This is a genomic window from Pseudomonas aeruginosa, from assembly GCF_001457615.1.
Taxonomy (GTDB): domain Bacteria; phylum Pseudomonadota; class Gammaproteobacteria; order Pseudomonadales; family Pseudomonadaceae; genus Pseudomonas; species Pseudomonas aeruginosa.
This window is the reverse complement of record NZ_LN831024.1, coordinates 459,534-485,980: the sequence shown is the minus strand read 5'-3', so window position 1 is coordinate 485,980 and position 26,447 is coordinate 459,534. Positions and strand designations below refer to the sequence as shown.

General features: G+C 66.6%; 20 protein-coding genes and 1 riboswitch. Of the genes, 10 read left to right on the top strand and 10 right to left on the bottom strand.

Going from position 1 to position 26,447, the window contains the following annotated elements; all coding sequences use genetic code 11:
- The first annotated feature begins 84 nt into the window (after positions 1-84).
- The 4 genes from AT700_RS02190 (at position 85) to AT700_RS02175 (ending at position 5,419) form a co-directional block, all read left to right on the top strand.
- Positions 85-1,452, top strand: a complete 1,368-nt coding sequence (locus AT700_RS02190) for an NAD(P)-dependent oxidoreductase (protein ID WP_019681224.1) — start codon at positions 85-87, stop codon at positions 1,450-1,452.
- On the top strand, positions 1,449-2,726 hold the full coding sequence (gene preA / locus AT700_RS02185) for an NAD-dependent dihydropyrimidine dehydrogenase subunit PreA (protein WP_003118829.1): 1,278 nt from the start codon (positions 1,449-1,451) through the stop codon (positions 2,724-2,726). Before AT700_RS02190 ends, preA begins: the two co-directional genes overlap by 4 nt.
- A 181-nt stretch (positions 2,727-2,907) precedes the next feature.
- The gene (codB, locus tag AT700_RS02180) at positions 2,908-4,158 is read left to right on the top strand and encodes a cytosine permease (protein ID WP_003084659.1); all 1,251 of its coding nucleotides are present in this window, start codon (positions 2,908-2,910) and stop codon (positions 4,156-4,158) included.
- Positions 4,148-5,419, top strand: coding sequence for a cytosine deaminase (locus tag AT700_RS02175; protein WP_003084657.1), 1,272 nt, complete (start codon positions 4,148-4,150; stop codon positions 5,417-5,419). The genes codB and AT700_RS02175 overlap by 11 nt, the downstream gene beginning before the upstream one ends.
- A 36-nt stretch (positions 5,420-5,455) precedes the next feature.
- On the opposite strand, the gene AT700_RS02170 is transcribed toward AT700_RS02175, so the two are convergent.
- The 4 genes from AT700_RS02170 to AT700_RS02155 all read right to left on the bottom strand — a co-directional run bounded on the left by AT700_RS02170 (position 5,456) and on the right by AT700_RS02155 (position 10,384).
- Positions 5,456-6,076: a TetR/AcrR family transcriptional regulator gene (locus AT700_RS02170; protein ID WP_003084655.1), complete on the bottom strand. Its 621-nt coding sequence runs from the start codon at positions 6,074-6,076 to the stop codon at positions 5,456-5,458.
- A gap of 84 nt (positions 6,077-6,160) precedes the next feature.
- Positions 6,161-7,639: a PepSY domain-containing protein gene (locus AT700_RS02165; RefSeq protein ID WP_004352114.1), complete on the bottom strand. Its 1,479-nt coding sequence runs from the start codon at positions 7,637-7,639 to the stop codon at positions 6,161-6,163.
- Positions 7,640-7,649: 10 nt separating this feature from the next.
- Positions 7,650-9,842: a TonB-dependent receptor gene (locus AT700_RS02160; protein WP_004352112.1), complete on the bottom strand. Its 2,193-nt coding sequence runs from the start codon at positions 9,840-9,842 to the stop codon at positions 7,650-7,652.
- Positions 9,843-9,967: 125 nt separating this feature from the next.
- Positions 9,968-10,384 (bottom strand): DUF2946 domain-containing protein, encoded by a 417-nt coding sequence (locus AT700_RS02155; protein WP_009875734.1) that lies wholly within the window; start codon positions 10,382-10,384, stop codon positions 9,968-9,970.
- Positions 10,385-10,562: 178 nt separating this feature from the next.
- Positions 10,563-10,668, top strand: a riboswitch (S-adenosyl-L-homocysteine riboswitch).
- A gap of 22 nt (positions 10,669-10,690) precedes the next feature.
- Between AT700_RS02155 and ahcY the strand changes: the two genes are divergently transcribed.
- The 5 genes from ahcY to AT700_RS02130 all read left to right on the top strand — a co-directional run bounded on the left by ahcY (position 10,691) and on the right by AT700_RS02130 (position 16,918).
- Positions 10,691-12,100, top strand: coding sequence for an adenosylhomocysteinase (gene ahcY / locus AT700_RS02150; protein ID WP_004352107.1), 1,410 nt, complete (start codon positions 10,691-10,693; stop codon positions 12,098-12,100).
- Between the two features lie 40 nt (positions 12,101-12,140).
- Positions 12,141-12,695, top strand: a complete 555-nt coding sequence (locus tag AT700_RS02145; protein ID WP_004352105.1) for an HD domain-containing protein — start codon at positions 12,141-12,143, stop codon at positions 12,693-12,695.
- A 66-nt stretch (positions 12,696-12,761) separates the two neighbouring features.
- On the top strand, positions 12,762-13,610 hold the full coding sequence (metF, locus tag AT700_RS02140) for a methylenetetrahydrofolate reductase [NAD(P)H] (protein ID WP_003084639.1): 849 nt from the start codon (positions 12,762-12,764) through the stop codon (positions 13,608-13,610).
- 69 nt (positions 13,611-13,679) lie between these two features.
- Entirely contained in the window at positions 13,680-14,750 is a 1,071-nt protein-coding gene (locus AT700_RS02135; RefSeq protein WP_003084637.1) for a hypothetical protein, read from the top strand.
- A 248-nt stretch (positions 14,751-14,998) separates the two neighbouring features.
- Positions 14,999-16,918: a DEAD/DEAH box helicase gene (locus AT700_RS02130; protein ID WP_003121761.1), complete on the top strand. Its 1,920-nt coding sequence runs from the start codon at positions 14,999-15,001 to the stop codon at positions 16,916-16,918.
- A 94-nt stretch (positions 16,919-17,012) separates the two neighbouring features.
- Here AT700_RS02130 and oprM read toward each other — a convergent pair whose 3' ends face one another.
- The 3 genes from oprM to mexA are packed head-to-tail and all read right to left on the bottom strand — an operon-like array spanning position 17,013 to position 22,779.
- Complete coding sequence (gene oprM / locus AT700_RS02125) at positions 17,013-18,470, bottom strand: multidrug efflux RND transporter outer membrane channel subunit OprM (RefSeq protein ID WP_003084633.1); 1,458 nt, start codon at positions 18,468-18,470, stop codon at positions 17,013-17,015.
- Between the two features lies 1 nt (position 18,471).
- A complete protein-coding gene (gene mexB, locus AT700_RS02120; protein ID WP_003107312.1) occupies positions 18,472-21,612 on the bottom strand; it encodes a multidrug efflux RND transporter permease subunit MexB in 3,141 nt (1,046 codons plus the stop codon).
- A 15-nt stretch (positions 21,613-21,627) separates the two neighbouring features.
- On the bottom strand, positions 21,628-22,779 hold the full coding sequence (mexA, locus tag AT700_RS02115) for a multidrug efflux RND transporter periplasmic adaptor subunit MexA (RefSeq protein WP_003118819.1): 1,152 nt from the start codon (positions 22,777-22,779) through the stop codon (positions 21,628-21,630).
- Positions 22,780-23,053: 274 nt separating this feature from the next.
- Between mexA and mexR the strand changes: the two genes are divergently transcribed.
- The gene (gene mexR, locus AT700_RS02110) at positions 23,054-23,497 is read left to right on the top strand and encodes a MarR family transcriptional repressor MexR (protein WP_004365054.1); all 444 of its coding nucleotides are present in this window, start codon (positions 23,054-23,056) and stop codon (positions 23,495-23,497) included.
- Positions 23,498-23,565: 68 nt separating this feature from the next.
- Here mexR and AT700_RS02105 read toward each other — a convergent pair whose 3' ends face one another.
- The 3 genes from AT700_RS02105 to AT700_RS02095 all read right to left on the bottom strand — a co-directional run bounded on the left by AT700_RS02105 (position 23,566) and on the right by AT700_RS02095 (position 26,393).
- Entirely contained in the window at positions 23,566-24,141 is a 576-nt protein-coding gene (locus AT700_RS02105; protein WP_003084626.1) for a YceI family protein, read from the bottom strand.
- 11 nt (positions 24,142-24,152) lie between these two features.
- A complete protein-coding gene (locus tag AT700_RS02100) occupies positions 24,153-24,722 on the bottom strand; it encodes a cytochrome b (protein ID WP_003084623.1) in 570 nt (189 codons plus the stop codon).
- A 180-nt stretch (positions 24,723-24,902) separates the two neighbouring features.
- Positions 24,903-26,393: a flavin monoamine oxidase family protein gene (locus AT700_RS02095; protein ID WP_003118815.1), complete on the bottom strand. Its 1,491-nt coding sequence runs from the start codon at positions 26,391-26,393 to the stop codon at positions 24,903-24,905.
- Positions 26,394-26,447: the final 54 nt, after the last annotated feature.

The window sequence follows — 26,447 nt, the reverse complement described above, 5'->3', positions numbered from 1 at the left end:
AATACCGGACCGGCCCGTAGAGGCCGGACGGTGCCGTATTGCCGTTGACTGCCCCGAGAAGAAACCAGAAGAGAGGCTACAACCGTGATCGATTCCCTGAACCACCTCCCCCGTCCGGACGCCGGCGCGGACACGCTCGCCGAGCGCTTCGCCGACCTCGCGCCGCCGCTCAACGCCCGCCAGGCCGCCCTGGAAAGCGCCCGCTGCCTATACTGCTACGACGCGCCCTGCGTCAACGCCTGCCCGACCGAGATCGACATCCCCGGGTTCATCCGCAGCATCGCCCAGGAGAATGTCCAGGGCGCGGCGCAGAAGATCCTCTCGGCGAACATCCTCGGCGGCAGCTGCGCCCGCGTCTGCCCCACGGAAATCCTCTGCCAGCGGGCCTGCGTACGCAACAACGCCCAGGAATGCGCACCGGTGCTGATCGGCCAGTTGCAACGCTACGCCCTCGACCACGCCGGCTTCGACGAACATCCGTTCAAGCGCTCGCCGGCCACCGGCAAGCGCATCGCCGTGGTCGGCGCCGGGCCGGCCGGGCTGTCCTGCGCCCACCGCCTGGCCATGCACGGCCACGACGTGGTGCTCTTCGAGGCCCGCGCCAAGGCCGGCGGCCTCAACGAGTACGGCATCGCCCGCTACAAGCTGGTGGACGACTTCGCCCGGCGCGAAGTGGAATTCCTCCTGCAGATCGGCGGTATCGAACTGCGCCACGGCCAGCGTCTCGGCGACAACCTGGCGCTCGGCGCCCTGCACGACGAGTACGACGCGGTGTTCCTCGGCATCGGCCTGGCCGCCAGCAAGCGCCTCGGCCTGGAAGACGAGGACGCCCCCGGCCTGCTCGCCGCCACCGACTACATCCGCGAGCTGCGGCAGAGCGACGACCTGCTCGACCTGCCCGTCGCCGACCGTTGCATCGTCATCGGCGCCGGCAACACCGCCATCGACATGGCGGTGCAGATGAGCCGGCTCGGCGCCCGCGACGTCAACCTGGTCTACCGCCGTGGCTTCGAGGAAATGGGCGCCACCGGCCACGAGCAGGAGATCGCCAAGGCCAGCCAGGTGCGCCTGCTGACCTGGGCCCGACCGGAACGGGTACTGCTTGACGAGCACGGCCGGGTGCGCGGCATGCGCTTCGCCCGCACGCGCCTGGAGAACGGTCGCCTGGGCGACACCGGCGAGCACTTCGAACTGGCCGCCGACGCCATCTTCAAGGCCATCGGCCAGGCCTTCGAAGGCGCCAGCCTGGGCGATCCGCTGGCAGCGCAACTGCGGCGCGACGGCGAGCGCATCCAGGTCGACGGACAGATGCGCACCAGCATCCCCGGCATCTACGCCGGCGGCGACTGCGTGGCGCTCGGCGAGGACCTCACCGTGCAGGCGGTGCAGCACGGCAAACTGGCGGCGGAAGCGATCCACGCCCAACTCATGCTCAACGTGGAGGCTGCGTGATGGCCGACCTGTCTATCGAATTCGCCGGCATCAAGTCGCCCAACCCCTTCTGGCTGGCCTCCGCGCCGCCCACCGACAAGGCCTACAACGTGGTCCGCGCCTACCAGGCGGGCTGGGGCGGGGTGGTCTGGAAGACCCTCGGCGAAGACCCCGCGGCGGTCAACGTGTCGTCGCGTTATTCCGCGCACTTCGGACCGAACCGCCAGGTGCAGGGGATCAACAACATCGAGCTGATCACCGACCGCTCGCTGGAGATCAACCTGCGCGAGATCGCCCAGGTGAAGAAGGACTGGCCAGACCGCGCGCTGATCGTGTCGCTGATGGTGCCCTGCGTCGAGGAGTCGTGGAAATACATCCTGCCGCTGGTGGAAGCCACCGGCGCCGACGGTATCGAGCTGAACTTCGGTTGCCCCCACGGCATGCCCGAGCGCGGCATGGGCGCGGCGGTGGGCCAGGTACCGGAGTACGTGGAGATGGTCACCCGCTGGTGCAAGACCCACTGCTCGCTGCCGGTGATCGTCAAGCTCACCCCCAACATCACCGACATCCGCCAGTCGGCGCGCGCCGCCCATCGCGGCGGCGCCGACGCGGTGTCGCTGATCAACACCATCAACTCGATCACCAGCGTCGACCTGGAGCGCATGGTCGCCCTGCCCGTGGTCGGCACCCAGAGCACCCACGGCGGCTACTGCGGCTCGGCGGTGAAGCCGATCGCCCTGAACATGGTCGCCGAGATCGCCCGCGACCCGCAGACCCGCGGCCTGCCGATCTGTGGCATCGGCGGTATCGGCAGTTGGCGCGACGCAGCGGAATTCGTCGCGCTCGGCTGCGGCGCGGTGCAGGTATGCACGGCGGCGATGCTGCACGGCTTCCGTATCGTCGAGGACATGCAGGACGGTCTCGCGCGCTGGATGGACAGCCATGGCTACCAGCGGCTGTCCGATTTCAGCGGCGGCGCGGTGGGCAATACCACCGACTGGAAGTACCTGGACATCAACTACCAGGTGATCGCCCGCATCGACCAGGACGCCTGCATCGGTTGCGGCCGCTGCCATATCGCCTGCGAGGACACCTCGCACCAGGCCATCGCCAGCCTGCCCCGGGCCGACGGTACGCACCGCTACGAAGTGATCGACGCCGAGTGCGTGGGCTGCAACCTGTGCCAGATCACCTGTCCGGTGGAGAACTGCATCGAAATGGTGCCGCAGGACACCGGCAAGCCCTATCTCAACTGGACCCAGGATCCGCGCAACCCCTACCGCGAAGCCTCCTGAACGCAGGGCGGCGCCCACATCCCCGGCGGACGCCGCCCTGCCGCGCGCCGGCACGCTTCCTGCGTGCCGCTGCGGTCCGACGACGCGCAACGGCGTCTGTCGGATCGACCCGCCTTCGACTACCATTCGCCGCGGCCCGGCCGACGCTCCCGGACGGCCGGCGCCCCACGGAGACTCGCGCATGTCCGCAGACAGCAACTACAGCCAGCAACCGGTCCCGCTGGCAGCGCGCAAGAGCGCGCTGGCCCTGAGCGTGGTGATGCTCGGCCTGACCTTCTTTTCCGCCAGCATGTGGACCGGCGGCACCCTCGGCACCGGCCTGAGCTACGACGACTTCTTCCTCGCCGTGCTGCTGGGCAACCTGATGCTCGGCCTGTACACCGCGATCCTCGGCTTCATCGGCGCGCGCACCGGCCTTTCCACTCACCTGCTGGCGCATTACTCGTTCGGCAGCAAGGGCTCCTGGCTGCCCTCGGCGTTGCTCGGCGGCACCCAGGTCGGCTGGTTCGGCGTCGGCGTAGCGATGTTCGCCATCCCGGTGGCCAAGGCCACCGGCCTCGACGTCAACCTGCTGATCCTGGTTTCCGGAGCGCTTATGACCCTCACGGTGTTCTTCGGCATCGCCGGTCTGACCCTGCTGTCGGCCATCGCGGTCCCGGCGATCGTCGTTCTCGGCAGCTACTCGGTATGGCTCGCGGTGCGCGACGCCGGCGGCCTGGCGGCGCTGCAGCAGGTGACGCCGAGCGCGCCGCTGAGCCTCTCGACCGCGATCGCCCTGGTGGTCGGCTCGTTCGTCAGCGCCGGCACCCTCACCGCCGACTTCGTCCGCTTCGGCCGCAGCGCGCGTACCGCCGTGGTGGTGTGCCTGGTGGCGTTCTTCCTCGGCAACTCGCTGATGTTCATCTTCGGCGCGGCCGGCGCGGCGGCGGTGGGCAAGTCGGACATCTCCGACGTGATGATCGCCCAGGGCCTGCTGATCCCGGCGATCCTGGTCCTCGGCCTGAACATCTGGACCACCAACGACAACGCGCTGTATGCCTCCGGCCTCGGCTTCGCCAACATCACCGGCCTCTCCAGCCGCTTCCTGGCGATGCTCAACGGCGCCCTCGGCACCCTCGCCGCGCTCTGGCTGTACAACCACTTCGTCGGCTGGCTGACCTTCCTCTCCGCCGCCATCCCGCCCATCGGCGGGGTGATCATCGCCGACTACCTGAGTCGCCGCCGGCGCTACCGCCAGCACCCCTGCGCGGACATCCAGGCGATCAACTGGGCGGCGATCCTCGCCGTCGCCTGCGGCACCGCCGCCGGCCACTGGCTGCCGGGGATAGTGCCGGTCAACGCGGTGCTCGGCGCCGCCATCGCCTACCTGCTGCTCAATCCCCTGCTGAGCCGCAGCCCGAACAAACCAGAAGAGGTCCTCCATGCTGATTGACAACCTGCGCCTGCGCGGCCGCGAAGGTCTCTGGCAACTGCGCGTCGCCGATGGCCGTATCGCCGCCCTGGTGCCGATGGAACAGGCCGCCGACGACGCCGGCGAGCGCCTGGACGGCGCCGGCGGTCTTGCCGTGCCGCCGTTCATCGAGCCGCACATCCACCTCGACACCACCCAGACCGCCGGCCAGCCGGAGTGGAACCGCTCCGGCACGCTGTTCGAAGGCATCGAGCGCTGGGCCCAGCGCAAGGCCCTGCTCAGCCACGAGGACGTCAAGCAGCGCGCCTGGCAGACCCTGAAATGGCAGATCGCCAACGGCGTGCAGCACGTGCGCAGCCACGTCGACGTCTCCGACCCGACCCTCACCGCGCTCAAGGCCATGCTCGAGGTGCGCGGCGAAGTGGCGCCCTGGGTCGACCTGCAGATCGTCGCCTTCCCTCAGGAGGGCATTCTCTCCTACCCCAACGGCCTGGAACTGCTGGAGGAGTCGCTGCGCCTGGGCGCCGACGTGGTGGGGGCGATCCCGCATTTCGAATTCACCCGCGAGCTGGGCGTCGAGTCGCTGCACAAGGCCATCGACCTGGCCAAGCGCTACGACCTGCCAGTGGACGTGCATTGCGACGAGATCGACGACGAGCAGTCGCGCTTCCTCGAGACCCTGGCCATGCTCGCCCATCGCGACGGCCTCGGCGCACGGGTCACCGCCAGCCACACCACGGCGATGCACTCCTACAACGGCGCCTACACCTCGCGGCTGTTCCGCCTGCTGAAACTGTCGGGAATCAACTTCGTCGCCAACCCGCTGGTGAACATCCACCTGCAGGGTCGCTTCGACGACTACCCGAAGCGCCGCGGCATCACCCGGGTCAAGGAACTGCTCGGTGCCGGGATCAACACCTGCTTCGGCCACGACGACGTGTTCGACCCCTGGTACCCGCTGGGCACCGCGAACATGCTGCAGGTGCTGCACATGGGCCTGCACGTGACGCAGATGATGGGCTACGACGAGATCGACGGCGGCCTCGACCTGATCACCCGCAACAGCGCCCGCACCCTCGGCCTGCGGGAATACGGCATCGAGGTCGGCCATCCGGCCAACCTGCTGGTGCTGCCGGCCCGCGACGGCTTCGACGCGGTGCGCCGGCAGGTCCCGGTGCGCTACTCGATCCGCGGCGGACGGCTGCTCGCCGAGACGGTCCCGGCGCAGACCACGGTGTTCCTCGAACAGGCTGAAGCGGTGGACTTCACCCGCGCCAGCTGAGCCTTCGCCGGAGCCTTCTAGCGAAGGCTCCGCTGCTCAGGGCTCCAATCCGATTCCGCGCAGGACCACGCTGGTCACCGTCTGCACCGCCCTTTCGAACTGCATGTCGCTGAGCGGCTGGTGGCCGTTGAGCACCTCGACCTGGTAGCCGAAGTCGGCGTAGTGCTGGGTGGAGGCCCAGATCATGTAGAGCAGGCTGCTCGGTTCGATCGACAGGATGCGCTTTTCCTCGACCCACTGGCGGATCTTCGCCTCCTTCATCTTGGCCCATTCGTAGAGGCTGTCGTCGAGGGTGGCGCCGAGCAGCGGCGCGCCATGCATGATTTCGTTGGCCCAGACCTTGGAGCCATGCGGGCGGGTGCGCGAATGGTTCATCTTCGCGCGGATATAGCTGGTCAATACCACCCTTGGGTCATCGAACATCTCGAAGCAGAGGGCGTCCTGCTTCCAGACCTCGAGCAGGCCGAGGAGGACGTCGCGGTACAGCTCGTCCTTGGTGCTGAAGTAGTAGTGCAGGTTGGAGCGCGGCAGTTCGGCTTCTTCGGCGATGTTGCCCATGGAGGTGCCGGCGTAGCCTTTTTCGGCGAAGACTTTTTCGGCGGCCAGGAGAATCTTCTCGACGTTGCGGCGGCGGATCTCGATCTTGTGTGTGCCCATGTGCGATCCATTACTGCGAATTCAACCAAGGCTACCAGCAAATCCGGGCGTGCGGCGACGCCCAGTCTTGCCAGGTAGCCCCTCTCAGCGACGCTTCGGACGGCGGCCGCGCAGGCGACGCCAGCCGATCCAGCAGCCGCTGGCGCAGACCACCAGGCCGCCGAGGCTGAAACCGAGCATCCACAGGTCCCACAGCGGACGCCGGGTCAGCAGCGGCAGCCAGTCCCAGCTATGCAACAGGGAAAACAGCCAGCGGCTGCCGCGCCGACCGTCGTCGAGCACGCCAACCACCGCGCCGCTGTAGGGATCCAGGTGCACCCAGGTATGCCGGGGATCGTCGAAACGCAGGCGCCAGACCGGCAGGCGCCGCTCCAGGTAGCCCATCATGCTGTGTTCTTCGCGCGGGTAGTAATAGAAGTCGTAGCGTTCCAACCGTTCGGCCTGCATCGGCACGCCCGGCAGCAGCGCGCGAGCCGCCGCCAGCAGGCGATCCGCGGGTAGCTCGCGGAGGATTTCGCCATCCGCCGTCAGCAGCAGGCTGTTGCCGCTGGCGCTGCGCCCGAGCGCATAGGGCTCGCCGTCGAGCGCCCGCCACTCCAGCTCGCGCACCCGCAACCCGGCGGCACGCAAGCGCCGCAGGACAGCGTCCGCCTCCAGTCCGGCGGGCAGCGCCCGGTCCCAGCTACCGCCCTGGTAGGCCGCGAGGTCGAGCGGCGTACCGCGGCCGAACAGGTTCCACGGATTCATCGACATCAGCCCGCTGAAGATCCAGCTCAGCACCAGCGCGCCGAAGAGCAGGCCGGCGAGGTGGTGCCAGCGCTGGAAACCGCCCGCATAGGGCGAGCGCGAGCCGCTGCGGTAGGGCTTGCGGAAGCGCCAGCGGAGCAGGCCGACGAGGATGCCGAGGACGGTCGCCAGGGTCGCCAGCAGCGACAGGCCGATCACCAGGTTCGCCCACTGCCCGTCGAACCCGCCGCCGCGCAGCGGATAGAGCCAGTGCAGCCAGGCGCCGAGCCAGTTCCAGGCGCGCTCCCGGCGGCTGGCGTCGCGTACCACCTCGCCGGTCTGCGAGGACAGGTAGAGCAGCCGGCCCTGCTCGTCCGCGGTCTGCACCCGCCATAGCGGCCGGTGCGGATCGAGGTTGCGGGTATGGGTCCAGGCGTCTTCCTCGATCCGCCCTTGCAACTGCATCGGTACTTCGCCGCTGAAAGCACGGGCCGAAGCCAGCACCCTGTCCGCGTCCACCGCCAGCGGTCGGCCGTCGCGCGCCGCCAGCGCACGCGTGCGTCCGTCGGCATCGTCCAGCAGGTAGGTCGGCAGGCCTCCTACGCTGGCCAGCCGGATGCTCCGCGGGGTCTTTCCATCGCTGCCGGCGAGGGCCGTCCGCAGCGGTACGCAGGCCTCGCAGCCGTCCAGCTCGGGCAGGTGGGCCAGGCGTTCCAGCGGAGTCAGCTTGGGATAGCCGACATACAGCATGACCATGCCGGAGACGAACCAGAGCACCATCAGCAGGCAGCAGCCGATGCCCAGCCAGCGGTGCCACAGGTACAGGTAGCGTTTCATCGACGACTCCTCAGAAGCGCGTCTGCACGCTCAGCTCGAAGGTGCGCGGGTCGCCGACGTAGTACAGCGGCGTGCTCTGCACGAAGCGCGCGTAGACCTCGTCGGTGAGGTTGCGCACGCGCCCGGTGATCCGCGTGCGCTCGTCCAGCCGGTAGCTGAGGAAAGTCCCGTAGACCGTGTAGGACGGCACGTGCCAGGTGTTGGCGTTGTTGGCGTACACCGAGGACACGTAGCGCGCGTCCACCCCGCCCTGCCAGGCCGGGTCGAAGTCGTAGGTCAGCCACAGGTTGCCGACCCGCTCCGGCACGTTCGGCGGCGTCTTGCCCTTACGCGAGACGGCGACGCCGCCGACGTTCTCGGTGAACTCGTCGTACTGCGCGTCGACCCAGGCGAAATTGCCCTCGGCCAGCAGCTTCGGGGTGATCCGCAGGGAGGCGGCGGCCTCGATGCCCCTGGAGGTCTGCTGGCCCACCGGCACGCTGAGGTTGGGGTTGTTCGGGTCGGCCACCGAGAAGTCCCGGCGGACGATGCGGTAGGCGGCCAGGGTGGCGCTGCCGCGACCGTCGAGGAAATCGAACTTGCTGCCCAGCTCCCACTGGTCGCCGGTGGACAGGTCGTAGTCGCGGACCTGACCGAAGCTGGCGCTGGTCAGCACCCCGCCCGGCGGGTCGGCGGCGGTACTGTATTGCAGGTAGACGTTGGCGTGCGGGGTGAACTGGTAGACCAGCCCGGCGCGCCCGGTGACCACGTCCCAGCGCCGTTCGAAGTGTGCGGGATCGCTGGCGGTCACCGTCCGATGGTTGCGCACGTCGAGGTCGAGGTGGTCGTAGCGCAGCCCGGTGACCAGCGACAGCTCGTCGGTCAGGCCCAGGCGGTTCTCGGCGAACAACGCGCTGGTGCGCACCTCGTTGCTGCGGTCCTTCCGGTGGCCGGGACGCATGCCCGGCAGGTCGTAGAAGTGGCCCGGCTCGAAACTGGCCGGATCGACCGTACCGAACGGCCCGGAGGCGGTACTCGGGAAGCGCGTCTGCTTGTTGATGCTGTAGTCGAAGCCCAGCGCCCAGTCGCTGGCCAGTCCGAACAGCGGCTGGCTGTGCTGTAGCTCGAAGCGGTTGCCGTTGAGCTGCTGGTCGTGGCGCTGGAGGAATGCGTTGGAGCGCACCACCCCGCTGTTGTCGGCGTTGTAGCGGTAGGTCTCGAGGTTGCGGTAATCGCGCTCGGCGTCGTAGTGGTAGAAGGTGTTGCGCCAGCGCGTGCTGTCGCTGACCCGGTATTCGAGGATCGAGCGCAGCCAGCGCACGCGCTGTTCGTAGCGGCCATCGGCGACATTGTAGTTCTCGCGGCGACGGCTCTTGTCGATCTTCAGCTCGCCGGCGTAGGGATTGAGCACCGGCGTGCCCCAGTAGGGGCTGTCTTCCTGCTCGTCCTGGTACTCCAGGGCCAGGGTGTGGGAAAGGTCCGGGGTCAGGTCGCTGAGCAGGGAGAAAGCGACGTTCCACGATTCGCGCGAATTGCGGTCGACGTAGCCGTTGCCGCCGCTGCGGCTGACGTCCAGGCGCACGAAGTGCTTCGGCTCGGGGCCGATGCCCAGGGCCTGGTTGAAGCCGAAGGCGACTTCCGAATCGTCGTAGCTGCCATAGCGCACCCGGCCTTCCATGAAATCGCCGTAGCGGTCGGCGAGCTTGCTGATGTAGTCCAGCGAGCCGCCGACGGCACCGGCGCCGTTGAGGAAGGAGGACGGACCGCCGACCAGCTCGACGCGGTCGACGATCCAGTCGTCCAGCGGACGCATGGCGCTGCTGTATTGCACCGGAATGCCGTTGAACAACTGGTTGACCTGGTTCGAGCTGAAGCCGCGGTAGGTGACGAAGCCGCCGAAGCCGGGCGGCGCCGAGGCGTTCACGCCGGGCAGGCTGTTGGCGATGTCCTGGGTGCTGCGCAGGCCGCGCCGCTCGAAGCTGGCACGGTTGGCCACGCTTACCGAGCCGGGAGTCTCGCGCAGGCTCAGGCCCAGGCGCGAGCCGCCGCCGGCGCTGTCGTCGAGATCGAGGGCCGGCGGGGTTTCCCCGCCGGCGCCGGCGCTGACGGTGAGGGCGGGCAGTTCGGTGGGTTCCTCATCGGCCCAGAGCAAGGCCGGAACGCCGGCCAGGGTGAGGTTGAGACCCAGCGCGAGGACGCGGCGGGCCGTGGAGTGCTTTTTCATCGAGCGATCCTGAAGCAAGGCATGGTGGGCACGCCCGCCTCGTCCGGATGGACAGCGGCGAGCGCTGCGCGGACGAGGCAGGACGGGCGACGGATGCAAATGCCCGGCGCGGCGGGCGTTCAGGATCAGGCGGGGGAAGCGCGCGGGTTGGCCGGCGGCCAGACGTATCGGGGCGGCACCGGCTCGCGCGTGGCGGGCGGGCGGAAACGCGCCTGGCGTCGCCGTTGCAAGCGCCAGGACCAGATCACCCCGAGCGCGACGAACAGCACCAGGGCGCTGCACATCGGGCAGCTCATCGGCAACTGGGGATTGACCGGTACCGGATCGCCGGCGGACCCGTCGTCGGGATCCAGGGATAGCCATTGGCTGGCACCGGCGACGCAGAACAGCCCGACGCTGGCCTTCTGCCCCTTGTCGCTGCCCACTCCCAGCGCCTGCAGGTGCAGGACGCCGCAAGCCAGCGCGTTGACCAGCACGCAGGCACAGAGGGCGAAGCTCAGCCACTGCAGCAGCGGCGAGCGGGAGTTGGGAGCGATTCTCATGACCGCGCACTCTAGCATCCTGACCCGCAAATTCCCCGCGCTTCTGCGCTGCGGTGCATCGCCGCAGCCCGAGGACACGACGCACGGCGACGAGCGGCGTATCAGGGGTGACTTGGGAGTTTCATGTGGCGCCGCTATAATCGCCCGCTCAGGCGGCCCTTCGGGTCGCTCCCGCCTTCCGTTCGAGGGGCGCTGCAGCAGGCCTAGGCCTGTCAGGCTCGAACGGAGCGCGCTCTCAGGCCGGCCTCGCCGGTCTGTCAACGCACCAACGGCGCCCATTCGCAGACAACGAATGGAGAGTTACGCATGAGCGCTGCCATGACGCCCGCCGGTTTCACCGACTACAAGGTCGCCGACATCACCCTGGCCGCCTGGGGCCGCCGCGAGCTGATCATCGCCGAATCGGAAATGCCCGCACTGATGGGCCTGCGCCGCAAGTATGCCGGCCAGCAGCCGCTGAAAGGCGCGAAGATCCTCGGTTGCATCCACATGACCATCCAGACCGGCGTGCTGATCGAGACCCTGGTCGCGCTGGGCGCCGAAGTCCGCTGGTCGAGCTGCAACATCTTCTCCACCCAGGACCAGGCCGCCGCCGCCATCGCCGCAGCCGGCATCCCGGTGTTCGCCTGGAAGGGCGAGACCGAGGAAGAGTACGAATGGTGCATCGAGCAGACCATCCTCAAGGACGGCCAGCCGTGGGACGCCAACATGGTGCTGGACGACGGCGGTGACCTGACCGAGATCCTGCACAAGAAATACCCGCAGATGCTCGAGCGCATCCACGGCATCACCGAAGAGACCACCACCGGGGTCCACCGCCTGCTCGACATGCTCAAGAACGGCACCCTGAAAGTCCCGGCGATCAACGTCAACGACTCGGTGACCAAGAGCAAGAACGACAACAAGTACGGCTGCCGCCATAGCCTCAACGACGCCATCAAGCGCGGCACCGACCACCTGCTGTCGGGCAAGCAGGCCCTGGTGATCGGCTACGGCGACGTGGGCAAGGGCTCCTCGCAGTCGCTGCGCCAGGAAGGCATGATCGTCAAGGTCGCGGAAGTCGACCCGATCTGCGCCATGCAGGCCTGCATGGACGGCTTCGAAGTCGTCTCGCCGTACAAGAACGGCATCAACGACGGCACCGAGGCCAGCATCGACGCCGCGCTGCTGGGCAAGATCGACCTGATCGTCACCACCACCGGCAACGTCAACGTCTGCGACGCCAACATGCTCAAGGCGCTGAAGAAACGCGCGGTGGTCTGCAACATCGGCCACTTCGACAACGAGATCGACACCGCCTTCATGCGCAAGAACTGGGCCTGGGAAGAGGTCAAGCCGCAGGTGCACAAGATCCACCGCACCGGCAAGGACGGTTTCGACGCGCACAACGACGACTACCTGATCCTTCTCGCTGAGGGCCGCCTGGTCAACCTGGGCAACGCCACCGGCCATCCGAGCCGGATCATGGACGGTTCCTTCGCCAACCAGGTGCTGGCGCAGATCCACCTGTTCGAGCAGAAGTACGCCGACCTGCCGGCCGCCGAGAAGGCCAAGCGCCTGAGCGTCGAAGTGCTGCCGAAGAAGCTCGACGAGGAAGTGGCCCTGGAGATGGTCAAGGGCTTCGGCGGCGTGGTCACCCAACTGACCCCGAAACAGGCCGAGTACATCGGCGTGAGCGTGGAAGGCCCGTTCAAGCCGGACACCTATCGCTACTAAGCGGACCACGGGGCAGGCGCCATGCGCCTGCCCCGTTCGCATGAGCGCTCCCACGATGTCCACGCACCTCGCCGATCGCTACAACCAGGCCTGGCTGTTCGCCGCCCGCGCCCACCGCAACCAGGCCCTCAGCGGCTCGCCGCTGCCTTATCTGGTGCACCTGGGCATGGTCGCCAACGAGCTGCTGGCCGCCGATCGCGACGGTGCCATCGAACGGCTCGGGGAAACCCTGCAGATCGCGGTCCTGCACGACACCCTGGAAGACACGGCGACCTCACCCGAGGAGCTGCGGCAACAGTTCGGCGAGTTCGTCTGTGCCGGCGTGCAGGCCCTGAGCAAGCGCGTCGGCGACGGCCCCAAGCGTTCCCTCGACGACTATCTCCAGGCGCTTGCCGAGGGCCCGGCGCAGTACGCCCTGGTCAAGCTGTGCGACCGCATCACCAACCTGCAGCCACCGCCGCAGACCTGGAACCAGGACAAGATCGCGAACTACCACCAGGAGTCGCAGCTGATCCTCGCTCGCCTCGGCCATGCCCACGCCGCGACGGCCCGACGCCTGCGGGAAAAAATCGAGCACTACCGCCAGTACTACTGAAGTACCCGGCGCTAGTCGGAATCAACAAGAAGAGGCGCGGCCGTGGTCGCGTCCAAGGAACCGATCATGAGTCAGAGCGAACGCCGTTTCAGCTTCGAGTTCTTCCCGGCGAAAACCGAGGCCGGCCATGAAAAGCTGTTGGCCACCGCCCGCAACCTGGCGGGCTACAAGCCCGACTTCTTCTCCTGCACCTACGGCGCCGGCGGATCCACCCGCGACCGCACGTTGAGTACCGTGCTGCAACTGGACGGCGAGGTGAAGGTGCCGACCGCGCCGCACCTGTCCTGTGTCGGCGACTCGAAAGCCGAGTTGCGCGAACTGCTCGGCCGCTACCGCGAGGCCGGCATCCGCCGCATCGTCGCCCTGCGCGGCGACCTGCCGTCGGGCATGGGCATGGCCAGCGGCGAACTGCGCTACGCCAACGAACTGGTGGACTTCATCCGCACCGAGACCGGCGACCACTTCCACATCGAGGTCGCCGCCTATCCGGAAGTCCACCCCCAGGCGCGCAGCTTCGAGGATGACCTGGCGAACTTCGTGCGCAAGGTGAAGGCCGGCGCCAGCAGCGCCATCACCCAGTACTTCTTCAACGCCGATGCCTATTTCTACTTCGTCGAGCGGGTCGCCAAGCTCGGCGTGGACATCCCGGTGGTCCCCGGCATCATGCCGATCACCAACTACTCCAAGCTGGCGCGCTTCTCCGACGCCTGCGGCGCCGAACTGCCGCGCTGGATCCGCAAGCAACTGGAAGCCTACGGCGACGACAGCCGCAGCATCCAGGCCTTCGGCGAGCAGGTCATCAGCGAGATGTGCGAACGCCTGCTGGAGGGCGGCGCACCGGGACTGCATTTCTATACTTTGAACCAGGCCGATCCGAGCCTGGCGATCTGGAAGAATCTCCAGCTGCCACGCTGATACCGCCCACGCGGTTCGGCCCGGCAGCGTATACCGGCAGGGAAGCCTCTCACGCGATCCACGACAGACATGGCCAACTCACGCAAGCATCTGATCTACCTGGTCTACGGGCGACAGACCTACCACCAGGAAGCCCTGTTCAGCATCGCCAGCGCCTTCGCCCACCTCCGCGACGGGGCGGCGCATGGCCTGACGGTCAGGGTTTATACCGACGACCCCAGTCCCTACGCCGGCCTGCCGGTGCAGGTCCGCGAAGTGACGGCCGAGGAGCTGGTCGCCTGGTGCCAACCGCACGGCTATCACTTCCGCGCCAAGCACGTGGCCCTGCGCGACGCCCTGGAAGACGCCGACCAGGCATTGCTGATCGACACCGATACCTTCTTCCACAGTTCGCCCCTGCGCCTGTTCGACCGCATCCAGCCCGGCAGCCTGCTGTGCAACGCGATCGGCGCGCGCTATGGCGAACACCGTAACTTCCCGCTCTACCGCGACCTCTCGCCCTACCTGTTCGAGCGCGGCTGGGCCGACGACGAGATGCACCAGCTCAACTCCGGCGTCATCGGCCTGCCTCGGGAAGAGGCGAAAATACTCGACCGTTCGTTGGAATTAATGGATGAACTCTATCCAATTGCCAACGGTGCCTATACTCTTGAGGAATTCGTCCTGGCCGTCGCCGCCCACAAGCGGCTGGAGCTGGTGGGTTGTACCGACCTGATCCACCATTACTGGAGCCGGAAACAGCTGTTCCGCGCGAAGATCCAGGCCTGGTTGTGCAAGCACGGTTCCTCCCTTCTCAGCGCTGCAGCCCTCGACGACACCCTCAAGGTGACCGATCGACTGCCACGCCCACCGCGTGCCAAGCGTCTGCTGTACAAGCTGGGAACCCTGCCGTTGCCGGCTCCGATGCGCCAGTTCAGTATCGAACTGCTCTACGGTTGCCACGAATACAGTAACGAGTTCGACCGGGCCTGCGGCCCCGTCTGGTGGGAGAAAGCCGCGACCAATGCCATCGAACGCTATCCGCAGGAACCGATTGCGGAACAAATCGAGGATTGGCTGAATCACAGTTTGCTGCGCAACCTCCTTGGCTCCCGGGCCAACGAGATCCGCCAGCATTTGCGCCAGCGTGACCTGCTCTGACCGCAGCCCTCCGTTGACGCTGCCCCGGCCCCCCCACCCAGGGCCGGGAGCGAACCGGCCAGCGCCCCGACCAGGTGCGCGGCCATGCCCGCGAGGGCACCCGTTCGACACCGGCCACCGAGCGCATACGCAGCGCCGCGGCCAGACCTTCCGCCCTGGCCGACAGGGCCCGAAGGTAGACAGGAGTTCGCAGAACTTGGTGATTTCACAGCAGCCGGCCTCGCCCCGGCCCATATAGGAAAACCCGCATGTCCTTTTCTTCCCTCGGACTCTCCGAGGCGCTTGCCCGCGCTGTGGAGGCTGCGGGCTACAGCCAGCCCACTCCCGTGCAACAGCGGGCGATTCCCGCCGTGTTGCAAGGTCGCGACCTGATGGTTGCGGCACAGACCGGCACCGGCAAGACCGGTGGTTTCGCCCTGCCGGTACTGGAGCGCCTGTTCCCCGCCGGTCATCCCGACCGCGAACACCGCCACGGCCCGCGCCAGGCGCGCGTGCTGGTACTGACCCCGACCCGTGAGCTGGCCGCCCAGGTGCATGACAGCTTCAAGGTCTACGCCCGCGACCTGCCGCTGAACAGCACCTGCATCTTCGGCGGGGTTGGCATGAACCCGCAGATCCAGGCCCTGGCCAAGGGCGTCGACGTACTCGTCGCCTGCCCCGGCCGCCTGCTCGACCTGGCCGGGCAGAACAAGGTCGACCTGTCCCACGTGGAAATCCTCGTCCTCGACGAAGCCGACCGCATGCTCGACATGGGCTTCATCCACGATGTGAAGAAGGTTCTCGCCAAGCTGCCGCCCAAGCGCCAGAACCTGCTGTTCTCGGCAACCTTCTCGAAAGACATCGTCGACCTCGCCAACAAGCTCCTGCACAACCCGGAACGCATCGAGGTAACGCCGCCGAACACCACGGTCGAGCGCATCGAGCAACGCGTGTTCCGCCTGCCGGCGCCGCAGAAGCGCGCCCTGCTGGCGCACCTGGTAACCGTCGGCGCCTGGGAACAGGTGCTGGTCTTCACCCGTACCAAGCACGGCGCCAACCGTCTCGCCGAGTACCTGACCAAGCACGGCCTGCCGGCCGCCGCGATCCATGGCAACAAGAGCCAGAACGCGCGGACCAAGGCGCTGGCCGACTTCAAGGCCAACGACGTGCGTATCCTGGTGGCGACCGACATCGCCGCCCGCGGCCTGGATATCGACCAGTTGCCCCATGTGGTCAACTACGAGCTGCCCAACGTCGAGGAAGACTATGTCCACCGCATCGGCCGTACCGGCCGAGCCGGACGCAGCGGCGAGGCGATCTCGCTGGTGGCGCCGGACGAAGAGAAGCTGCTCAAGGCCATCGAGAAGATGACCAGACAGCGTATTCCCGATGGCGATGCCCAGGGTTTCGACCCCGAGGCCGTGCTGCCCGAGGTGGCCCAGCCGGAGCCCCGCGAAGCGCCGCAGAAGCAGCCGCGCCGCGACAAGGAACGGCGCAGCAGCCGCGAGCGCAAGCCGAAAGACGCCCAGGCGAGCAACCCCGACAGCAATGTCGCTGCGGCCCAGGACGGTACCGAGAAGCCGGCTGGAAAGCGCCGCCGTCGCGGAGGCAAGAACAAGGAAAACCGCGAGGCCGGCCAAGCGCAGCAGCCGCGGCAGAGCCGCGAAGCGCGTCCGGCCAAGCCCAATCGGCCGCCGGAAGTCGACGGTAATCGCGATCCGGAAGAGTTCCTCGACGACGACTTCGACAATTTCGGCAACCGCGCCGACTACGTCAGCCCCTACCAGGGCCAGGAAAACAAGGGACGCGGACGCCGCGGTGGCCAGCAGAAACCCCAGGGCGGCACCAGCCAGCAGGGTCGTGGCCAAGGCCAGGGCCAAGCTCGCGGCAAGAGCCAGGGCGCCGCTCAAGGCGGCGCTCGCGGTCAGGGTGCCGGCCAGGGCAAGGCGAAGAAACCGCGCGCCGGCAAGCCGCGCGGCCAGGGTCGCGAGAATGCCTCGCGGATGAGCGACGCGCCGCTGCGCGAGCCGTCCGAGTACGGCACCGGCAAGCAGCCGAGCCGCCAGCCGGTGGTGATCAACAAGCGCGACCTGGTGCGCATGGATCGCTTCCCCACCGCCGAGCAGCTCGACGAGCTGGAACCGCGGCGCAAGGGCGAGCGCCCCGCACTGCTGACCCGCAACCGCTAAGGCCGAGCGGGTCCGTGACGCGGACCCGCCGACTTCCGCGAGGATAAAAAACGCCGACCCTAGGGTCGGCGTTCTTGCATGGCGCGGAAGGCGATCAAGCCTGGGGATCTTCCTTCTTCGCGGTCTGCTGCTGGGTCACGGTCTGCTGGTTCCAGCCGCCGCCGAGGGCCTTGTACAGGTTGACCTCGCTGGTCAGCTGATTGAGGCGGTCGGTGATCAGTTGCTGCTGCGCGGTGAACAGCGAGCGTTGCGCGTCGAGCAGGGTCAGGTAGTTGTCCACCCCCGTGCGATAACGCTTGTCGGCGAGCTGGTAGTACTCGTCGCTGGCCTTGACCAGATCGCGCTGCGCCTGCAACTGCTCGGTGAAGGTACCGCGCGCGGCCAGGCCGTCGGCGACTTCCTGGAACGCCGTCTGGATCGCCTTCTCGTACTGCGCGACGTTGATGTCCTTCTGGATCTTCGCGTAGTCCAGGCTGGCACGCAGGCTGCCGGCGGTGAAGATCGGCAGGTTGATCGACGGCTGGAACAACCAGGAACCCGAACCGGCGTCGAACAGGCCGGACAGTTGGCGGCTCATGGTGCCGGCGTTGGCGGTCAGGCTGATGCTCGGGAAGAACGCCGCGCGCGCGGCGCCGATGCTGGCGTTGGCAGCCATGAGCTGGTGCTCGGCCTCGAGGATGTCCGGGCGCCGTTGCAGCAGGTCCGACGGCAGACCCGCCGGCACTTCGGTCAGCAGGGTCTGGTCCAGGCCCAGGCCTTGCGGCAGGTTCGCCGGGATCCCGGAGCCCAGCAGCAGGACCAGCGCATTCTGGTCCTGGGCTACCAGGCGGGTGTACTGCGCCAGGGTCGCGCGGGCGCCTTCCACGGCGGTCTGCGCCTGGCGCAGGTCGAGCGCGGAGGCGACGCCGACGTCGTAGCTGCGCTGGGTCAGGTCGAAACTCTTCTGGTAGGTGCCCAGGGTGTCCTTGGTCAGCTGCAACTGCGCCTGGTCGGCCTTCAGCGTCAGGTAGGCGGTCGCCACGCTGGCCACCAGGGTGGTCTGCGCGCTGCGCTGCGCCTGTTCGGTCGCCAGGTACTGCTCCAGGGCCTGGTCGCGCAGGCTGCGCAGGCGGCCGAAGAGATCGAGTTCCCAGGCGGTAGTGCCCAGGGTCACCCCGTACTGGCTGGAAATCGCCGGACTGCCGGTGGTCGACAGGTCGCCCGGCAAACGCTGGCGGGTGCCGCTACCGTCCACGCCGATCCGCGGGAACAGGTCGGCCCGCTGGATGCGGTACTGCGCCCGGAAGGCCTCGACGTTCAGCGCGGCGACCCGCAGGTCGCGGTTGTTTTCCAGCGCCACGCCGATCAGTTGCTGCAACTGCGGGTCGCGGAAGAACTCGCGCCAGCCGATGTCGGCGGCCGGAACGGCCGCCGCGCCGGTGTTCTGCCCGTAGGCCTGCCCTTGCGGGTAGGCCGCGGCTACCGGCGCCTCGGGGCGCTGGTAGTCGGGGATCAGCGAGCAGCCGGACAGAACGACAGCGGCTACCGCCAGGGAAAGGAAGGACCGTTTCATATCATTGCCCCTTTTCGACGGACGCTTGCTGCTTGGACGCCTCGTCCTTGAACAGCGTGCTGACCGCCACGTAGAACAGCGGTACCCAGAAGATCGCCAGGACGGTCGCAGTGACCATGCCGCCGATCACGCCGGTACCGATCGCATGCTGGCTGCCCGAGCCGGCGCCGGTGGAGATCGCCAGCGGGACCACGCCGAGGATGAACGCCAGGGAGGTCATCACGATCGGCCGCAGACGCATGCGGCAGGCTTCGATGGCCGCCTCGACGATGCCCTTGCCCTGCTCGTGCAGCTCCTTGGCGAACTCCACGATGAGAATGGCGTTCTTCGCCGACAGGCCGATGGTCGTCAACAGGCCCACCTGGAAGAACACGTCGTTGGACAGGCCGCGCATGGACGTCGCCAGCAGCGCGCCGATCACGCCCAACGGCACCACCAGCATCACCGAGAACGGAATCGACCAGCTTTCGTACAGGGCCGCCAGGCAGAGGAACACCACCAGCAGCGACAGCGCATACAGCGCCGGCGCCTGCGAGCCGGACAAGCGCTCCTCGTAGGACAGGCCGGTCCAGGAGTAGCCAACGCCTTTCGGCAATTGCTTGACGATCTCCTCGACCGCCGCCATGGCGTCACCGGAACTCAGGCCGGGCGCCGGCTCGCCGAGGATCTCCATCGCCGGCACGCCATTGTAGCGCTCCAGCTTCGGCGAACCGTATTCCCACTTGCCGGTGGCGAAGGCGTTGAACGGCACCATCTCGCCCTTGTCGTTGCGCACGTACCACTTGCTCAGGTCGTCCGGGTTCATCCGCGCGTCCGGCCTGCCCTGCAGGTAGACCCGCTTGACCCGGCCACGGTCGATGAAGTCGTTGACGTAGCTCGAACCCCAGGCGATGGACACGGTGCTGTTGATGTCGGCAAGGGACACGCCGAGGGCGCTGGCCTTCTCGTCGTCGATCTCCAGCTTGTACTGCGGTTCGTCGCTCATGCCGTTGGGGCGCACGCGTTGCAGCGCCGGGTTCTGCGCGGCGAGCATGAGGAACTTGTTGCGCGCCTGGAGCAGGACTTCGTGGCCGACACCCGCCTGGTCCTGGAGGAACAGGTCGAAGCCGGTGGCGTTACCCAGTTCCAGAACCGACGGCGGCGCGAAGGCGAACACCATCGCGTCCTTGAAGCTGAAGAAGTGCATCTGCGCGCGCTTGGCCAGTTCGAACACGCTGTTCTCGCCACCGGGACGCTCTTCCCAGGGCTTGAGCATGATGAACGCCATGCCCGAACTCTGGCCGCGGCCGGCGAAGTTGAAGCCGGTCACGGTGAACACCGAGCTGACCGAAGAGCTTTCCTTCTCCAGCAGGTATTCGCGCATCGAGTCCACCACCACCTGGGTACGCTCGGCACTGGAGCCCGGCGGGGTCTGTACCTGGGCGAACAGTACGCCCTGGTCCTCGTCGGGAAGGAACGCGGTGGGAATGCGGGTGAACATCCAGATCATCCCGGCCACGATCACCACGTAGATCAGCAGGTACGGCGCGCGATGCTTGAGGATCGACGCCACGCCCCGCTCGTAGCCGTGGGTGGTGGAAAGGAACATCCGGTTGAACCAGCCGAAGAAGCCGCCCTTGTGCTCGCCATGGTCGCCTTTCTCGATCGGCTTGAGCATGGTCGCGCAGAGCGCCGGGGTGAGGATCAGCGCCACGATCACCGAGAGGGCCATGGCCGACACGATGGTGATGGAGAACTGCCGGTAGATCACCCCGGTGGAGCCGCCGAAGAACGCCATCGGTAGGAATACCGCCGAGAGCACCATGGCGATACCGACCAGCGCGCCCTGGATCTGGCCCATGGACTTGCGCGCCGCCTCCCTTGGCGACAGGCCTTCCTCGGCCATCACCCGCTCGACGTTCTCCACCACCACGATGGCGTCGTCCACCAGCAAGCCGATGGCCAGCACCATGCCGAACATGGTCAGGGTGTTGATCGAGAAGCCGAACGCGGCGAGCACGCCGAAGGTCCCCAGCAGCACCACCGGTACGGCGATGGTCGGGATCAGCGTGGCGCGGAAGTTCTGCAGGAACAGGTACATCACCAGGAACACGAGGAGGATCGCCTCGCCGAGGGTCTTCACTACCTCATGGATCGAGGCCGAGACCACCGGGGTGGTGTCGTACGGGTAGACCACCTTCATGCCCTGCGGCATGAACGGTTCCAGGTTGGCGATGGTCTGGCGGATCGCCTTGGCGGTATCCAGCGCGTTGGCGCCGGTGGCCAGCTTGATCGCGATACCGGACGCCGGGCTGCCGTTGAACTGCGCGTTGATGCTGTAGTCCTGGCCGCCCAGGCCTACATCGGCGACGTCCTTCAGGCGCACCTGGGAACCGTCGGGATTGACCTTGAGCAGGATGTTCTCGAATTGCTCCGCGGTCTGCAGGCGGGTCTTGCCGATGATGGTGGCGTTGAGCTGCTGGCCCTTGACCGCCGGCAAGCCGCCGAGCTGGCCGGAGGAAATCTGCACGTTCTGCGCCTGGATCGCGCTGCTCACGTCGCCGGGGGTCAGCTGGTAGCTGTTCAGCTTGGCCGGGTCGAGCCAGATGCGCATCGAGTACTGCGAGCCGAACACCTGGAAGTCACCGACGCCCTTGGTCCGCGAGAGCGGGTCCTGGATGTTGGAAACGATGTAGTTCGACAGGTCTTCCTTGGTCATGCTGCCGTCGGTGGAAACCACACCGACCACCATGAGGAAGTTCTTCACCGCCTTGGTCACCCGGATCCCCTGGCGCTGCACTTCCTGCGGCAGTAGCGGGGTGGCCAGTTGCAGCTTGTTCTGCACCTGGACCTGGGCGATGTCGGGGTCGGTGCCCTGTTCGAAGGTCACGGTGATGGTCATGCTGCCGTCGGAGTTACTCTCCGAGGAGATGTAGCGCAGATTGTCGATCCCGTTCATCTGCTGCTCGATCACCTGGACCACGGTGTCCTGCACCGTCTCGGCCGAGGCGCCCGGGTAGCTCACCTGCACGGCGATGGCCGGCGGGGCGATGGCCGGGTACTGGTTGACCGGCAGACTGAGGATCGACAGGCCGCCCGCGAGCATGATCACCAAGGCGATCACCCACGCGAAAATGGGCCTATCAATGAAAAACTTCGACATTACGAATCCCCTTGATCAGCCCTTGCTGTCGGTTTTCGCCGGAGCGGCGTCGGCCTTCTGCGCGGACGCGACATTCTTCGCCGGCACGGTCTTCACCTCGACACCCGGCTGCACGAACTGCAGGCCTTCGGTAATGATCTTGTCGCCGGCGTTCAGGCCTTCGGTGACCAGCCACTTGTCGCCGATCACCCGGTCGGCCTTGATCACCCGCAGCTCGACCTTGTTCTGCGCGTTCACCACCAGCGCGGTAGCCTGGCCCTTGAGGTCGCGGGTCACGCCTTGCTGCGGAGCGAGGATGGCCTTCTGCTTGACGCCTTCCTGCAACTGCGCGTGAACGAACATGCCGGGCAGCAGCTCGTTGTTCGGGTTGGGGAACACGGCGCGGATGGTGACCGAGCCGGTGCCTTCGTCGACGGAAACCTCGGAGAATTCGAGGCGGCCTTCCAGCGGGTATTGGCTACCGTCCTCCAGCTTCAGGGAGACCTTCGCCGCGTTGTCGCCGGCGCGCTCCAACTGGCCGCTGGCCAGTTCGCGGCGCAGGCGCAGCAGGGCGGTGGACGGCTGGGTGACGTCGACGTAGATCGGGTCGAGCTGTTGCACGGTGGCCATCGCGTTGGCCTGGCCGTTGGTCACCAGGGCGCCTTCGGTCACCGCGGAACGGCCGATGCGGCCGGAGATCGGCGACAGCACCTTGGTGTAGCGCAGGTTGATCCGCGCCTGCTCCACCGCCGCCTTGGACTGCAGGTAGGCGGCATTGGCGTCGGCGTACTGCTGCTTGCTCACGGCCTGGTCGGCGACCAGCAGCTTGTAGCGCTGGGCCTGCTCCTGGGTCGAGGCCAGGTTGGCCTGGGCGCTTTGGTAGTCGGCCTCGTAGGTGGCGGGGTCGATCTGGTAGAGCTGCTGCCCGGCCTTGACGTCGCTGCCTTCCTTGAACAGGCGCTTGAGGATGATGCCGTTCACCTGGGGACGCACCTCGGCGATGCGGAACGCATTGGTCCGGCCCGGCAGCTCGGTATTCAGGGTCACCGTCTGCGCTTCCAGGGTCACGATCCCGACCTCCGGCGTTTGCGCCGGCGGCGGCGCCTCGCTTTTTCCGCACCCGGAAAGGGCCGAAATCGCGACCAGCAGGGCCGGAACCAGTACACGCATGGCTGGCGTTCGTTGCATAGCGTTGTCCTCATGAGCGAAAGCGGCCGATGCAGCGTGAAGGCGCTGCACCGGCTCGAAGAAGGCAGGCAAAATACTTACATTCATAGGTGTTTGTAAACGTCCGAAAGCCTCGCGTGAAAACACCTGAAACGTTTTAGCTCGATGGCCGGTTATCCACCCGGCGCCATGGCCCATATTCAGAACCTGAAACAAGGTTGATAAGGTCAACTAAAATAAGCAAAATAGTTGACTGGATCAACCACATTTACATTAGGTTTACTCGGCCAAACCAATGAACTACCCCGTGAATCCCGACCTGATGCCCGCGCTGATGGCGGTCTTCCAGCATGTGCGGACGCGCATCCAGAGCGAGCTCGATTGCCAGCGACTCGACCTGACCCCGCCCGACGTCCATGTATTGAAGCTTATCGACGAACAACGCGGGCTGAACCTGCAGGACCTGGGACGCCAGATGTGCCGCGACAAGGCACTGATCACCCGGAAGATCCGCGAGCTGGAGGGAAGAAACCTGGTCCGCCGCGAGCGCAACCCCAGCGACCAGCGCAGCTTCCAGCTCTTCCTCACCGACGAGGGGCTGGCCATCCACCAGCATGCGGAGGCCATCATGTCACGCGTGCATGACGAGTTGTTTGCCCCGCTCACCCCGGAGGAACAAGCCACCCTGGTGCATCTCCTCGACCAATGCCTGGCCGCGCAACCGCTTGAGGATATTTAAGAACATTCTTTTCGAAGCACAATGAAAAACGCCGGCGATCGCCGGCGTTTTTCGTTTCAGGTATCCGCTTACTGGCGAATGCCTTCGACGGAGAGCAGCAGCTCGACTTCCTGGGATGCGGGGCCGAGGTCCATCTTGATGCCGAAGTCTTTCAGCTTCAGGGTGGCGCTGCCTTCGAAGCCGGCACGGTAGCCGCCCCACGGGTCATCGCCCTGGCCGATCAGCTTGGCCTTGATGGTGACCGGCTTGGTCACGCCGTTCAGGGTCAGGTTGCCGGTGATGTCGGCGCTGTCGCCGTTGGCCTTCACTTCGGTGGATTCGAAGGTAGCGGTCGGGTTCTTGCTGACGTTGAGGAAATCACCGCTGCGCAGGTGCTTGTCACGCTCGGCATGGTTGGTGTCCACGCTGTTGGTGTTGATGGTCACCTTGACCTTGTCGGCCGACGGGTTCTTCTCGTCGAAGGTGAAGCTGCCGTCGAAGTCGTTGAAGCGGCCGTACAGCCAGCTATAGCCCAGGTGCTTGATGCGGAACTCGATGAAGGCGTGCTGGCCTTCCTTGTCGATCTTGTAGTCCGCGGCCATTGCCTGGCCGGCGGTGAACAGTGCGGAGCCGAGCGCCAGCGCGGCAAGGGTCTTCTTCAGCATGGACATTCTCCTTAACGTGGTTGTTGATCATTCGACGAGCGACCGAGCATGCGCTTTAGGGTCGGGTCGCGGTCGACGAAGTGATGCTTGAGGGCGGCCAGGGCATGGAGGACGGCGAAGACCACCAGCGCCCAGGCCAGGTAGAGATGGATTTCACCCGCGACGTCCGCCTGGTCGGGCAGCCCGCTGAGGGTCGCCGGCACGGAGAACCAGCCGAATACGCTGATCGGTTCGCCGTCGGCGGTGGAAATCAGGTAGCCCGCGACGATCACCGCCAGCAGCAGCCCGTACAGCGCGAGGTGGCCGAGCTTGCTCGCTACCCGCGTGAGCGGACCGTGGTTGACCGGCGCCGGCGGCGGCGGGCTGACGAAACGCCAGACGATCCGCACCAGCAGGGCGATGGCCAGCAGGATGCCGATGCTTTTATGCAGCGCCGGCGCGGGGTGGTACCAGGGGTCGTAATAGCTCAGTTCGCGCATCCACAGGCCCAGGCCGAACAGGCCGAAGACCACCAGCGCGCTGCCCCAGTGCAGGAACAGGCTGAATACGCCGTAACGGGATGAGGTATTGCGCCACTGCATGAAAAACTTCCTTGAAAAGCGAAGCCTCAAGACTAGCGGCAAATCCATCGAGTTAAAGCAGAAAATTCTGCTTTGAAACATCGATTCACAAGATAGGTTCGCAGGCTAAGAAAAAACCCTGGATTGCGCTGCGAACCGGGAAGCGCAAGGCGCCGGAGCTTCCGGCGCCGGCGAAGGGGATCAATCGAACAGGCGGGTGAACCAGGCGAACGGGTTCTTCTTCTCGCCGCCGGTCGTCGGTGCGGCTACCTTCTCGGCCTTCGCCACCATCGGTGCGCCCTCGATCACCGGCGTCTTGCCGGCGTACAGGTCGCGCACCTGGCTGGCGGCGCGCTTGCCGCTGCGCAGCGCCCCCTCGATGGTGCCGGGGTACAGCGCATCGGTGTGCTCGCCGGCGAAGGCGACCCGCGACAGCGGCTGTTCCCAGATCCGCCAGAAGCGCGTCACCTGGCCCGGACCGTAGGCCAGGTAGGAACCGCCGGTGCCCGGGTCGGCGCTGTAGCGACGAATTTCGTAGCCGGCGAAGGCACCGCGCATCTTCGGATAGAACTTGTTCATGCGGATCAGCACCTGGTCGACCATCTGCCGGTCGCCGAAAGCCTGCAGCACGCGGGCGTTGTCGCCGGACAGGTTGATCAGCACGTTGGCGCCGCCTTTCAGCGCCGGCTCGACCCAGATCATGCCCAGGCCCTGGTCGCTGAAGATCTCGCCGGAGAGGCGCGACTTGTCGTCCCACACCGGACGCTTGAACTTCAGCAGGATCTGGTCGCGCCAGCCATAGTTGGTGCCCTTCAGCGCGGACATCTGGGTACCGCTCAGGGACGGGGTCATCTGGATCTGGCCGAGCGCCTTCAGCGGCACGGCGAGAACCACGTAGTCGGCCTTGTAGGTCTCGCTGCCGGCCTTGACGGCGACGCCGTCCTTGGCCTGGACGATGCTCGACACCTTGGATTTGGTCTTGATCGTCTTGATCTGCTTGACGAAGGCTTCCGCCAGCACCTGGCTGCCGCCGGGCAGGCGCGCCGCGCGCAGGTCGCGGTCGTCGACGCCACGGTAGGCGCGGCCCTGCTGGGCGAGGTAGAGCAGCGACAGGCGCGACGGTTCGTCGTAGCGCGAACGGATACGCTGGTTGACCAGCAGGCGCGCGGTCGGCGACAGGTTCAGCTTGTCCAGCCAGCGCGCGGCGTTCATCTGGTCGAGGGCGAACAGGGTATTGCTCGAGGCAGGGTTGAGCGGGTCGGAGATCGATGCCGAGAGATCGTCCAGGGTCGACTCGAAGCGCTTGAGGTCGGCGGCGACGTTCGGCTGCTTGAGCGCGAGATCGCTGCTGCTGTAGTACAGGCCGTCGATCAGGTAGCTGGGGGTGCGGACGAAGTCCGGCGCCGGCACCGGCTTCAGCTTGAAGGTGTCCAGGTAGGCATTGAGCGTGGGCTGGACCTTCTGGTTGCCGACCCATTCGCTGGTGGCCAGGCCGGAACGCCCGCCCACCTGCGGCCGCGCTTCGAGCACCGTGACCTGCCAGCCGTCCTTCTGCAATTCGTAGGCCGCGCTCAGGCCTGCCAGGCCCGCGCCGACGACGATCGCCGTAGGCTGTTTATCCTTGCCCAGCGCCACCGCGCTGAACACCCCCAACATGAGAAACGCCGCGGCGCGCAGCCACCTTAACGACATACCGGACTCCCCAGGAAAAAAGCAAAGACGCAACGGCGCGCAGCATACGCCAGA

Excerpts from the sequence above, each read along its gene's own strand:
- codB (WP_003084659.1), top strand. The coding sequence starts at position 2,908 with ATGTCCGCAGACAGCAACTACAGCCAGCAACCGGTCCCGCTGGCAGCG.
- AT700_RS02175 (WP_003084657.1), top strand. The coding sequence starts at position 4,148 with ATGCTGATTGACAACCTGCGCCTGCGCGGCCGCGAAGGTCTCTGGCAA.
- AT700_RS02170 (WP_003084655.1), bottom strand. The coding sequence starts at position 6,076 with ATGGGCACACACAAGATCGAGATCCGCCGCCGCAACGTCGAGAAGATT.
- AT700_RS02165 (WP_004352114.1), bottom strand. The coding sequence starts at position 7,639 with ATGAAACGCTACCTGTACCTGTGGCACCGCTGGCTGGGCATCGGCTGC.
- AT700_RS02160 (WP_004352112.1), bottom strand. The coding sequence starts at position 9,842 with ATGAAAAAGCACTCCACGGCCCGCCGCGTCCTCGCGCTGGGTCTCAAC.
- AT700_RS02155 (WP_009875734.1), bottom strand. The coding sequence starts at position 10,384 with ATGAGAATCGCTCCCAACTCCCGCTCGCCGCTGCTGCAGTGGCTGAGC.
- ahcY (WP_004352107.1), top strand. The coding sequence starts at position 10,691 with ATGAGCGCTGCCATGACGCCCGCCGGTTTCACCGACTACAAGGTCGCC.
- AT700_RS02145 (WP_004352105.1), top strand. The coding sequence starts at position 12,141 with ATGAGCGCTCCCACGATGTCCACGCACCTCGCCGATCGCTACAACCAG.
- metF (WP_003084639.1), top strand. The coding sequence starts at position 12,762 with ATGAGTCAGAGCGAACGCCGTTTCAGCTTCGAGTTCTTCCCGGCGAAA.
- AT700_RS02135 (WP_003084637.1), top strand. The coding sequence starts at position 13,680 with ATGGCCAACTCACGCAAGCATCTGATCTACCTGGTCTACGGGCGACAG.
- AT700_RS02130 (WP_003121761.1), top strand. The coding sequence starts at position 14,999 with ATGTCCTTTTCTTCCCTCGGACTCTCCGAGGCGCTTGCCCGCGCTGTG.
- oprM (WP_003084633.1), bottom strand. The coding sequence starts at position 18,470 with ATGAAACGGTCCTTCCTTTCCCTGGCGGTAGCCGCTGTCGTTCTGTCC.
- mexB (WP_003107312.1), bottom strand. The coding sequence starts at position 21,612 with ATGTCGAAGTTTTTCATTGATAGGCCCATTTTCGCGTGGGTGATCGCC.
- mexA (WP_003118819.1), bottom strand. The coding sequence starts at position 22,779 with ATGCAACGAACGCCAGCCATGCGTGTACTGGTTCCGGCCCTGCTGGTC.
- mexR (WP_004365054.1), top strand. The coding sequence starts at position 23,054 with ATGAACTACCCCGTGAATCCCGACCTGATGCCCGCGCTGATGGCGGTC.
- AT700_RS02105 (WP_003084626.1), bottom strand. The coding sequence starts at position 24,141 with ATGCTGAAGAAGACCCTTGCCGCGCTGGCGCTCGGCTCCGCACTGTTC.
- AT700_RS02100 (WP_003084623.1), bottom strand. The coding sequence starts at position 24,722 with ATGCAGTGGCGCAATACCTCATCCCGTTACGGCGTATTCAGCCTGTTC.
- AT700_RS02095 (WP_003118815.1), bottom strand. The coding sequence starts at position 26,393 with ATGTCGTTAAGGTGGCTGCGCGCCGCGGCGTTTCTCATGTTGGGGGTG.